Origin of the sequence: Nocardia carnea, assembly GCF_029868325.1 — a bacterium.
Classification (GTDB): Bacteria; Actinomycetota; Actinomycetes; order Mycobacteriales; family Mycobacteriaceae; genus Nocardia; species Nocardia carnea_C.
Genome location: NZ_JARWNW010000024.1, coordinates 1 through 10,814, shown reverse-complemented (window position 1 = coordinate 10,814; position 10,814 = coordinate 1). Strand labels below are relative to the sequence as shown.

General features: G+C 68.5%; 8 protein-coding genes and 1 pseudogene. 3 read left to right on the top strand and 6 right to left on the bottom strand.

Going from position 1 to position 10,814, the window contains the following annotated elements:
- Positions 1–65 precede the first annotated feature (65 nt).
- The 4 genes from qcrB to ctaE all read right to left on the bottom strand — a co-directional run bounded on the left by qcrB (position 66) and on the right by ctaE (position 4,502).
- The gene (qcrB, locus tag QH196_RS00770; protein WP_280413807.1) at positions 66–1,706 is read right to left on the bottom strand and encodes a cytochrome bc1 complex cytochrome b subunit; all 1,641 of its coding nucleotides are present in this window, start codon (positions 1,704–1,706) and stop codon (positions 66–68) included.
- Positions 1,703–2,851, bottom strand: a complete 1,149-nt coding sequence (gene qcrA / locus QH196_RS00765) for a cytochrome bc1 complex Rieske iron-sulfur subunit (RefSeq protein WP_280413809.1) — start codon at positions 2,849–2,851, stop codon at positions 1,703–1,705. Before qcrA ends, qcrB begins: the two co-directional genes overlap by 4 nt.
- A 102-nt stretch (positions 2,852–2,953) precedes the next feature.
- The gene (gene qcrC, locus QH196_RS00760; RefSeq protein WP_280413806.1) at positions 2,954–3,817 is read right to left on the bottom strand and encodes a cytochrome bc1 complex diheme cytochrome c subunit; all 864 of its coding nucleotides are present in this window, start codon (positions 3,815–3,817) and stop codon (positions 2,954–2,956) included.
- A 76-nt stretch (positions 3,818–3,893) separates the two neighbouring features.
- On the bottom strand, positions 3,894–4,502 hold the full coding sequence (gene ctaE, locus QH196_RS00755; protein WP_280413805.1) for an aa3-type cytochrome oxidase subunit III: 609 nt from the start codon (positions 4,500–4,502) through the stop codon (positions 3,894–3,896).
- Positions 4,503–5,018: 516 nt separating this feature from the next.
- On the opposite strand from ctaE, the gene trpD reads away from it, so the two are divergent.
- Positions 5,019–6,077: an anthranilate phosphoribosyltransferase gene (trpD, locus tag QH196_RS00750; RefSeq protein WP_280413804.1), complete on the top strand. Its 1,059-nt coding sequence runs from the start codon at positions 5,019–5,021 to the stop codon at positions 6,075–6,077.
- Positions 6,078–6,542: 465 nt separating this feature from the next.
- On the opposite strand, the gene QH196_RS00745 is transcribed toward trpD, so the two are convergent.
- Positions 6,543–6,818 carry an Lrp/AsnC family transcriptional regulator gene (locus QH196_RS00745; protein ID WP_062978630.1) on the bottom strand — a complete coding sequence of 92 codons (276 nt, stop codon included), beginning with the start codon at positions 6,816–6,818 and terminating at the stop codon, positions 6,543–6,545.
- A gap of 744 nt (positions 6,819–7,562) precedes the next feature.
- Positions 7,563–9,338 carry a DEDD exonuclease domain-containing protein gene (locus QH196_RS00740; protein WP_280413808.1) on the bottom strand — a complete coding sequence of 592 codons (1,776 nt, stop codon included), beginning with the start codon at positions 9,336–9,338 and terminating at the stop codon, positions 7,563–7,565.
- A 556-nt stretch (positions 9,339–9,894) separates the two neighbouring features.
- Here QH196_RS00740 and QH196_RS00735 point away from each other — a divergent pair.
- Together QH196_RS00735 and QH196_RS00730 are read left to right on the top strand one after the other, a co-directional pair.
- Positions 9,895–10,470, top strand: coding sequence for a C40 family peptidase (locus QH196_RS00735; protein ID WP_280413803.1), 576 nt, complete (start codon positions 9,895–9,897; stop codon positions 10,468–10,470).
- A gap of 163 nt (positions 10,471–10,633) precedes the next feature.
- Positions 10,634–10,814 (top strand): annotated as a pseudogene (locus QH196_RS00730) (hypothetical protein); the annotation flags it as partial.

Genomic DNA, 10,814 nt, shown 5'->3' with positions numbered 1-10,814 from the left:
GCGGTGCGGGGGGCGGGGGGGGCGGGCCCGCCCCCCCCCGCGGGTCTCGCCGCCCGGCGTACGGGTCAGTGCCCGTGGTCGCCGTTCGAGCGCGCTTCGTCCTGCACTCGTTGGAGGATGGCGAGCTGCCGGTGCTCCTCTTCCAGTTCGGTGGCGAAATGCTGTTCGCTCTCCGCACGGGGATCGGGGCGCAGGAAGCTACCGGTGCCCGGCTGACCGGCCGAACCCAGCTTGTTCATCTTCTTGGGCACCACCGCGCCCTGGTACTCCAGCGGGAGCGGGTGGCCGTGGTCGTCGACCGGGCCCAGCGGCTGGTGCACCTCGATGTACTCACCGTGCGGCAGGCGCTTGATCACGCCGGTTTCGATGCCGTGTTCCAGCACCGCCCGGTCGCTGCGCTGCAGGCCGATGCAGAACCGGTAGGCCAGGAAGTACGCGATCGGCGGTCCGAGCAGCAGACCGATACGACCGATCCAGGTGGTCGCGTTCAACGAGATATCGAATTTGAGCGCGATGATGTCGTTGACGCAGGACAAGGTGAGCACCACGTAGAAGGTGATCGCCATGGCGCCGATCGCCGTGCGGACCGGAACGTCACGCGGCCGCTGCAGCAGATTGTGCCGGGCGGTGTCCCCCGTGAGCTTCTTCTCGATCCACGGGTAGGCGATGAGGACCACGAACACGAGCCCCATGACCAGCGCCACCCAGAAGGCCGCGGGCACGGTGTATCGGCCCAGATACAGCTCCCAGGGTGGCATCAGACGGGCCATACCGTCGGTCCACATCATGTAGAAGTCCGGCTGCGAACCGGCCGACACCTGTGACGGGTTGTACGGACCCAGGTTCCAGATCGGGTTGATCTGCAGCAACCCGCCCATGAGGGCCACGAAGCCGAGGGTGAACGCAAAGAACGCACCCTGGTCGGCGGCGAACACCGGGACGATCCGGGAACCGACCACATTCTTCTCGGTGCGGCCCGGGCCGGGGAACTGGGTGTGCTTCTGATACCAGACGATCGCCACGTGCGCCGCGATGAGCGCCAGCATGATGCCCGGCAACAACAGCACGTGCGCGATGTAGAGACGCGGCACGATGATGTCGCCGGGGAAATCGCCACCGAACATCAGCCAGTGCAGCCAGGTCCCGACCACCGGAACGCCGATGGTGATACCGGAGAACGCGGCGCGCAGCCCGGTACCGGAGAGCAGGTCGTCGGGCAGGGAGTAGCCGAAGAAGCCCTCGAACATGGCCAGGATCAGCAGCAGCGACCCGATCACCCAGTTCGCTTCACGCGGTTTGCGGAACGCGCCGGTGAAGAAGATGCGGAACAGGTGGATGATGATCGACGCCGCGAACAGCAGCGCCGCCCAGTGATGCACCTGCCGGACGAACAGGCCGCCGCGCACCTCGAAGGAGATGTTCAGCGCGGTCTCGTACGCCCGCGACATCCCGACACCGCGCAGCGGCTGGTAGGCGCCGTCGTAGGTGACATGCGCCATCGACGGGTCGAAGTACAGCGTCAGGTACACACCCGACAGCAGCAGGATGATGAACGCGTACAGCGCGATCTCACCCAGCAGGAACGACCAATGGGTGGGGAACACCTTGTTGATCGATCGCTTCACGAAGGCGGCGGCACGATACCGCTCGTCGATTTCGTTGGCTTGTGCCGCGAGCTTGCGGCCGGTAGCCGTTCCAGCACTCATGATCGACGCTCCCAGAAGGCCGGGCCGAGGGGTTCGATGAAGTCACCGTTGGCGACCAGGTACCCCTCTGAGTTTACGGTGATCGGCAGCTGCGGCAGCGCCCGGGCGGCCGGACCGAAGATCGGCTTGCCCCATTCGGTCGCGGAGAACTGCGACTGATGGCACGGGCACAGAATCCGGTTGGTCTGCTGCTCGAACAGCGAGGTCGGGCAGCCGAGGTGGGTGCAGATCTTCGAGTAGGCGAAGTAATCGCCGAAGTTGAAGCTCTCCTGACCCTTACGTTTGATCGCGTTCTTCGCGTCCTCGGGCCGCAGGCGGATGAGCATCACGGAATTACGGATACCGCGCAGCGACTGCAGGGTCGCATGCTCGTCACCACGCCAGGATTCCTTCCACGGGAACACGGTCTCCATGGCGCCCGCGTCGAGATCCTCCGGGCGTACCAGCACGATGTCCTGCGGACGGCCGGTATCGCGGCGGATGTAGATGGTTTCGCCCTCGTAGTCGGGGGTCCAGCCGGACACCCACAGCGGCGATTTATCGCCCTTGGCCCACGGGTTCTTCACCATGCCGCCGACGAACACCAGCAGTGCGCCGATACCCAGCACACCGACGCCGGCGCCGGCGGTGCGGGTGATCAGCTTGCGGCGGCCGAGGGTGGAGGTCTCGGCGGCGTCGGACAGCTGGGCGGCCAGCGTGCGCCGGTCGACCTCACTGGACGTACCGTCGTGCCGGTCCTGGACCGAAAGCTCGGCGGGAATGAACTTCTTGCGGATCAGCACCACCGCGATACCGACGGCCAGGATCGAGATACCGAAGGTCAGACCGTACAGCGGCGTGGTGAGCGAGTAGATGCCGTGACCGGAGTCGTCCTTGCCCTTGTACTCCCAGGGCCAGAACAGGAACACACCCACCAGGGCGGCCGCGGCCAGACCGGAGATCGCGAACCACATCGCGACCTGCCGTTCGGCGCGTTTCTCCGCGCGGGTACCCGGCACCGGCCAGCGTTCCCGCCGGTAGGCGACCTCGACGCCGTCCCGCCGGGTGCCGAGCTCGACCAGCTCGTCACGCGACATCGCGTCCAGTTCGGCCTCGGTCGGTTCCGCCGGGGTCGCGGCCGCGGAATCTTTGTCCAGGCGACCCATCTCGTTTCGCTCCTGTTCTTCACTCATGGCTGAGGCCCTTCCACTGGGGCATGCCCGGCCGTGCACCGCCGATGCGGCGGACGGCTCCGGATACCGGCCCGATCATGTCCGGGATCCGATCCAGATCGCGGCACCGACGACCGCCACGATGCCGATCACCCAGATGGCGAGGCCCTCGGTGGCGGGACCGAACCCACCCAGGCCCCAGCCGCCGGGATCCTTCGCTTCGGCGGCATCCTTGACGTAGGCGATGATGTCGCGCTTCTCTTCCGGCGTGAGCTGCCGGTCGGAGAACTTCGGCATATTCTGCGGGCCGGTGAGCATCGCGGCGTAGATCTGCTGCTCGGAGGCCGGGTCCAGCGGCGGAGCGAACTTACCCGAGGACAGCGCGCCGCCGCGGCCGGTGAAGTTGTGGCAGGACGCGCAGTTCATCCGGAACAGTTCGCTACCGCGGCCGATATCGCCGCCGCGCAGCGATTCCTGGGCGATCTCACCGTTGGCGTCGCGGATCACGGTCGGGCCACCGCCGTTGGCGGCGACATAGGCGCCGATCGCATCGGTCTGGTGGGCGTCGAACTTCGGCGGTTTACGTTCGGCCTGCGCTTCGTTGCGGACCATCGGCATACGCCCGGAGGACACCTGGAAGTACACGGCCGCTTCGCCCACGCCGATCAGGCTGGGGCCACGGTCGGGCACACCCTGCAGGTTGGCGCCGTGACAGGTGATGCAGGAGGTCTCGTACAGCTGCTGACCCTCGCGGATAAGCGCCACCGAATCCTCGTTCGCCGTGGCGACCTGGGGCTCGGGGGTGAGCGCAGAGGCGAGGAAACCGGCTCCGACGAGGCCCACCATGAGCGCGAGGCCACCCGCGATCCGTCGGCGGATGCGGCGCTGCCTGCGCTTCTTGCTGGCCTCGCCGTGCCCACCGCTGGCGGGCGCTGGCGCTGTCGGGGGCGATGAACTCATCTGTGTCCCTTTGGAGTAGACGGAACCGTGGCGGGCTGTGTTGACTTGGGCGCTCGCGCGCAGGCCGGCATCGACGTCACTGGATGAAATAGATCACGGCGAACAGCCCGATCCAGACGATGTCGACGAAGTGCCAGTAGTACGAGACGACGATCGCGGCGGTCGCCTGCGCGGGCGTGAACTTGCTCATCTTGGTACGCGCGAGCAGGAACAGGAAGGCGATCAGGCCGCCGATGACGTGCAGGCCGTGGAAACCGGTGGTGATGTAGAACACCGATCCGTAGGAGCTGCCCGAGATCGAGGTGCCGTGGTCCACCAGGTGGATGTACTCGTATCCCTGGCCGAGCACGAAGAACAGACCCATGAAGAAGGTCAGGACATACCAGCGGCGCAGCCCGAACACGTCACCGCGCTCGGCCGCGAACACACCCATCTGACAGGTGAACGACGAGGCGATCAGCACGGCGGTGACCGGTATGGCCAAGCCGAGGTTCAGCTCGGTCGGCGGCATGGGCCACTCGGGCGCCTGACTGCGCGCGACGAAGTACATCGCGAAGAGGCCGGCGAAGAACATCAGCTCGCTGGACAGCCAGATGATGGTACCGACGCTGACCATGTTGGGCCGGTTCAGCGAATGCACACGCTGGGTTATGGCCGATCCTGAGGTACCTACTGCGGTCGTCACGGGGTAAGTATGACTCTTCGTAGTACGACAGTCGAAGTCGGGTTCCCATCTTGATCTTTTGTGTCGGGATTCACCGGCTCAGCGCATCTCTCGAAGCGGCTCGGCGTGTCGGACGCTCCGGCGCCGGACCGGCTCGCGAACCTGCGCAGATGCCGGTAACCGGCCGATCGGGAGCCGAACGCCGCTCGCACCGGCAGCCGTCATCCGATCGTGATCGGCCGTGGGGTTCCGCCTCCGCGCCCCTATCGTCTTCTCCCGGGGTCGGGGCAGCCCGGCACCCGGTCACGCGGCAGCCGTCTCCTGTACGCATCCTCCGACCGGATCGGACGCGCTGCGGTCGACAGCAACCGCCACGCACAGCCGAACCGATCCCGGTTCCCGTGCGCCCCCGGTGGGGAACCCTGCCGTTCGAGATCCCGGTCCACCGCGGACAGCGCTGCGCTACCGGACGCTGCGCGCATTAGGGTGTTCCATGACCATTCGGTCACCGGTAATCGGCGCGACGAGGAGATTGAGATGAGCGTGCGCAGCTGGCCCCAGATGCTCGGGGCCCTCGCCGACGGACACGACCTCACCGCGGACGATACGACCTGGGTGATCGACGAAATCTTCACCGACAACTCCACCTCCGCGCAGATCGCCGCGTTCGGGGTGGCCATGAAGATCAAGGGCCCCACTCCCGCCGAACTGTCGGGTATGGCGCGCGGCATGCTCGGCCACGCGCGCCTGGTGAAGATCGACGGCGACGCGGTCGATATCGTCGGCACCGGCGGCGACCGGTCGGGATCGGTGAATATTTCCACCATGTCCGCGGTCGTGGTCGCCGCGGCCGGCGTGCCGGTGGTCAAGCACGGTAACCGGGCCGCGTCCTCCAAGAGCGGCGGCGCCGATGTGCTGGAGGCACTCGGCGTGAAACTCGCCCTCGGCCCGGAATCGGTGGCCCGGTGTGTGCGCGAGGTGGGGATCGGGTTCTGCTTCGCCTCCCTGTTCCATTCGGGACTGCGGTTCGCCGGCCCGGCCCGTAAGGAAATCGGGATCCCGACGGTTTTCAACGTGCTGGGCCCGCTCACCAACCCGGCCCAGCCGCGCGCCGGACTGGTCGGCTGCGCGTTCCCCGATCTGCTGGAAACCATCGCCGGCGTTTTCGCCGACCGCGGGGCCGGGGCGCTGGTGGTACGCGGCCACGACGGCCTGGACGAGATCACCACCTCCGATACCACCGACGCCTACGTGGTGGCCGGCGGCCGGGTCCGGAAAACGGTGATCGACCCGGTACGGCTCGGTATCCCGCGGGTTGATCTCGACGCGCTGCGCGGCGGCGACGCCCAGGTGAACGCACAGGTCGCCCGGGATGTCTTCGCGGGCGATCCGGGTGCGGTCCGCGATGCCGTCCTGGTCAACTCGGCGGCCGCGATCACCGCCTACGATCTGTCCCGCGGCGCGGAACTCGACGGTGACCTCGACGATCACCTGATCGCCGGGATCGAACGCGCCGCCGCCGCCATCGACAACGGCGCAGCCGCAGACCTGCTGGACCGCTGGGCCGCGCTCACCCGAACCCTCGGCGAGGCCTGAACCCCGGACCGGTACCGCGCCCGATCGGCGGAACCGGCCCGCGGCACCTCGAATCGAGCATGGCAACGTCACCACCGGGCCGGCCTCATCGGCCGGGTGCCGCCCTACGACCGTCCAGGACCAGGCTGCGGCGCGCAGATAATCGATGTCACCGGCGCACGAGCACGTCATCCGAGCAACTCACCTCCGGTGCCCGCGAACGACAGCCGCGCTTCCTCGTCGCCGGCGATCACCTCGGCCCGCGTGGGACGGCAGGCCCGCCGGCGGGACGAGCGCCCGGCGCGGCAGCGCACCGGCCGCAGGAGACCACCGATCCGTGCCGCGGCCGCGCGGCCTATGGCGCAGTAATCCCGAAATGTATCTCCCGGCTCCGCAGATCGCGATTACTGCTGCCCCACCGGAAGTGGGCAAGGAGCTTCTTCGATACTTCGCGAACGGGCCGAGCCCACGGGTGGCCGGCGAGAATTACTCGCCGATGGAGAACCCGGCCTCGACATCCGCGCTCGAATACGATTTGAACGCGATATGAGTGACGGTGCGCTGCACCCCGGCCACCTTGTCGATCCGCCCGGTGACCACCTCGGCGACCTGTTCGTGGTCGCGCACCCGCACCAGCGCGATCAGGTCGACATCGCCCGCACACGAGTACACCTCGGCAACGCCCTCGGTATCGGCCACCGCCTGCGCGGTCTCCGGGATACGCCCATTGTCGGCCTGGATCAGAACGATCGCGGTAATCATGCCAACAGCCTAAGCACCCCCCGCCTACGCCGAGTGCGGCAGCGCCGCCGACCGCCCGGGAAGCCCGGCGCGGTTGACCGCCCCTCACGGCGGGCCGCAGGAACGGGTTCCGCCCCGCTGCACTACTCACGGTGCGATGGCGGCCGGGTTTCCGGTGCGGGCGGAATCCGGAATCTGCCCCCGCGCTGCGCGTAGCCGCGCGACGGACCGCAGGCAGTTCGCGAGCACCCCGTGGTGCGCCGGCTCACGCGAGTCTGCGCCCGCCGGCCGGTCCGCCGCCAGGCCGAACAGGAACGGTGCCAGGTCCGGCCGCAATGCTTCGGACCACGCAAGGTGGCCCCACGGCAGCGGTTCGGAGAATTTCGCGAACCATCGGGCCTACAGCATGTCGCCCGAACGACGAACAATCGTCGGGGTGCGCCGACCCACTCATGTGCGAACGTACCGGGCGGAGACCGAGTCGGGTGATTCCTGAGCCTCGAGGAAGCATGGTGCGCGTTGCGGCCTCTGATCCGCCGGATCCGGCGCACATTCGGTCGGCGGCGCACTCTCGGGGCCGCCGGTGCCCACGAGACGGCGGTGAACTCACTTCGCCCATCCCGCGCTGCGGGAGCAGCTGCGTCCATCCGGAGCTTCGGCCTGCCCGGCCCCCGCTCCTGGGCGTAGGACTACTCACCCGTGCCGCGTCCGCCCATACGACCCCGCCGGCGGCGAAGCAGGACCCGCGCCCGGAGCTTCGGCCGGTCAACTGCGCTCCTCAGCGTAGGACCGGCCGTCTTGCGCCGCGCCTGCTGCGGCATCGGCGGCGTCGGCCCACGCGAGCCAGCGGGCAGCGCCACGGGCGGGTTCCGCGTAGCCCTCGGTCGTCCGCACGATTCGCACGCCGGGGCGTTCCAGCCAGCGCGCGACCACCCCGACCTCCTCCGGCGGGGCGCCGCGCAGGGGCGGGTGCTGCGGGCCTGGATCGGCCAGGGGTAGTTCCGCGTGCTCCGCGGCCCCGCCGGTCGGCCGTATCGTCTGGGCGGCGGCCACGATCTGTTCGACCACCGGCATCGGTGGCGTTCCGCGGCGGGCGGTTCCGGCGCCGGCGAGGCGGCCGTAGCGGATCACCGCGAATTCCCAGCCGCCGGCGCCGTCGGGGTGGGCGGTGATCAGTTCCGGTAGCCGGGCCAGCGCGGCCAGGCGCTGGGTGCGGTACAGGGCGCGGATCACGGCGGCCGCACGGTCGCGCAGGCGGGCGGCGGATTCGTACTGTTCGGAGATCGCGTATTTCTCGATCCGGGCCAGCATGTGGCGGATCACCGCATCATCGGTGCCCGCGAACAATGCTCGCCCGGCTGCGGGTGCCGGGGCGTAGTCGGCGGCGGTGCGCGGCGCCTCGGCCGCCGCGGGGCAGCCACCGACCGCTTCCGGCGTGCAGGTGTGCAGTGCGGTGCGCGACAGCTTGGCGGTGCAGGTGCGCAGCCCGCAGTATTCGGCGAGGGTGGCGGCGATATCTGCGGCGGCAGCCCGCGCGTGGAAGGGGCCGACCGCCGGGCCGGCCGGGTCGCGGACCACGGTGAGCCGGGGGAAGGCCTCCGCGCTGAGCGCGACCCACCAGGCCCGTTTCGGGAATTTGGATCGGCGGTTGTAGGGCGGCGCGTGCGCGGCCAGCAACCGCAGTTCGCGGACGCCGGCCTCCAGTCCGTGCGCACACACGACATGGTCGACCCTGGTCGCCAGCCGGACCATCTCCTTGATCCGGCCGCGCGTTTCCGAACCGGTGAAGTAGCTACGGACCCGCCGCCGCAGATTCACCGCGGTCCCTATATAGAGGACTTCGTCCGACGGTCCGCGGAACAGGTAGACACCGGGCGCGGCGGGCAGGTCGACGGCGAGGGCGCGTTTGGCGCGTTGGCCCGCGGTCACATCGGGCAGGTAGTCGATCAGTTCGGGGAGGCTGTGCACTCCTTGATTGCCGACCCGGCCGATGAGCGCGTGCAGCACATCCACGGTGGCGCGGGCATCGTCGAGCGCCCGGTGGGTGGGGGTCGTATCCGACCCGAGCAGCTGCGCCAGGTAGCCGAGCCGCACCGAGGGTGCCTCGTCGCGGCCGAGTACCCGGCGGGCGAGACGGACCGTGCACACCACCTGCGGCCGGGGCCACGGTGTTTCGCAGCGGGCCGCCGCGGCCTTCAGGAAGCCGATATCGAAGCGGGCATTGTGGGCGACGAGCACCGCCCCGGCCGCGAACTCCAGGAAACCGGGCAGGACCGCTTCGATGGTGGGCGCCGCCCGCACCATCGCCATGGTGATACCGGTGATCTGGACGACCGCGGGCGGGATGGACCGCCCCGGATCCACCAGTGTGGCGAATTCACCGAGGACCTCGCCGCCGCGCACCTTGACGGCGCCGATCTCGGTGATGGCGTCCTCGGCCGGGCTGGTGCCGGTGGTTTCCAGGTCGACGACCACGAAGGTGGTGTCGTAGAGCGGGGTGTCGAGCTGATCGAACGCCAGCTGCCGGGCATGCAGCGGCATCGGTTCGGACACGGCGAGCAGAGTACTGACGGGGTCCGACAGGTTCGGCGATACCGGGCCGTGACGATCGCTGCGACGGGATACCGGAACCTGTTCCTGTTCCCCGGATAGAGCCCGTTCACCACATATATGTGCGTCAGCTCACAGTCGATGTTTATTTGCTATCCAATTGCCTGTTCATACGAAAAATGGTCGGTCGGCCCAAAACCAGTTCCACCATCCCGGGCAAATATTCGGGCACGTCCCCATCAGGTCGATGTCACCAATACGCCATCCGCCCGCTCGAATCGAGGAAATAGCACGATATTCCGTATCGAATCCGATGTAACGCAGCCGATCGCCACACCGCGAGCCGGCCGGACGTAACCGCGACGCAACCCAATCGGCGAGTGTGACCCAACTCGCACAATTTGCCGACGGAAAGCTGAGCGCCCCACACTTATCACCGTCTCAGGCTTTACAAATCACCGTGATCTGTTCGTAATCTTTTCGAGACCTCGCGGAGTTCGGCGCACCAACCCGGTACCGCCGGCGGGGAGATCGGAAGGACCGCATCATGGCGTTCAACACCGTCAAGCGACAGGCGCGGCGGGCTGCCGTAACCGGAGCCGTCGGCGCTGCCACCCTGGGCGCGTTCCTGCTGCCCGCCGCCCCGGCAGCCGCCCAGCCGGTGACCATCCACGGCGTGGGAACCTTCGAGGTACCCAACGAGATCCCGATCCCCGCGGGCATCCCCGGCGTCGAGGCCCCCAATTCCGCCACCCCGCCGCCTTTCGTGACCCCCACCAAGACCGCCGGCGATCTGGCCCTCGACGCCGCACTGTCGAAGGTCGGCGCACCGTACGTCTACGGCGCCGCCGGCCCTGACGCCTTCGACTGCTCCGGCCTGGTGCAGTGGTCGTACAGACAGGCGGGGCTGGAGCTACCTCGCACGAGCGGCGCCCAGCTGTCCGCCGGCTCCCCCATCTCGCTCAACGACCTCCGCCCCGGCGATGTGGTCTCGTTCTACGGCGGCGGCCACTCGGGCCTGTACGCCGGCGACGGCAATGTGGTCCACGCGTCCACCTCCGGTACCCCGGTTCAGCTGGCGCCCATCTCGTCGATGCCGTTCGCCGGGGCGCGCCGCTACTGAGCCGGCCGCGGTCCCGCGGGGGTCCACATGACGCGGTACTTTCATCCGACGACGTGACCGTTCCGTGTCGTACTGGACACCCCGCGGGCCCGTTCCGTAATCTAATCGAGACCTTCACCGGTTCATCGCACAGCGTCACAGGGAGAGCGGGGCACGGCAGGCCGTGGCAACACATCATCGGAGTCACCGCGAACCCGCGCTATCCCGCCGGCCCGCCCGCACCGTCCTGGCAGCGGGGCTGCTGGCGGCGGCGCTCTACGGTGGTGGCCCCGCCGGCGCCGATCCGGTCCCCGCGCCCGCGCCGGCCTCGGCCACCGAGGCGGTCCAGCAGATGATCGATCTGT

What these genes read in the sequence shown, in the direction of transcription:
- qcrB (WP_280413807.1), bottom strand. Translation starts at nt 1,706, where the DNA reads ATGAGTGCTGGAACGGCTACCGGCCGCAAGCTCGCGGCACAAGCCAAC.
- QH196_RS00735 (WP_280413803.1), top strand. Translation starts at nt 9,895, where the DNA reads ATGGCGTTCAACACCGTCAAGCGACAGGCGCGGCGGGCTGCCGTAACC.
- trpD (WP_280413804.1), top strand. Translation starts at nt 5,019, where the DNA reads ATGAGCGTGCGCAGCTGGCCCCAGATGCTCGGGGCCCTCGCCGACGGA.
- qcrC (WP_280413806.1), bottom strand. Translation starts at nt 3,817, where the DNA reads ATGAGTTCATCGCCCCCGACAGCGCCAGCGCCCGCCAGCGGTGGGCAC.
- qcrA (WP_280413809.1), bottom strand. Translation starts at nt 2,851, where the DNA reads ATGGGTCGCCTGGACAAAGATTCCGCGGCCGCGACCCCGGCGGAACCG.
- QH196_RS00740 (WP_280413808.1), bottom strand. Translation starts at nt 9,338, where the DNA reads ATGCCGCTGCATGCCCGGCAGCTGGCGTTCGATCAGCTCGACACCCCG.
- QH196_RS00745 (WP_062978630.1), bottom strand. Translation starts at nt 6,818, where the DNA reads ATGATTACCGCGATCGTTCTGATCCAGGCCGACAATGGGCGTATCCCG.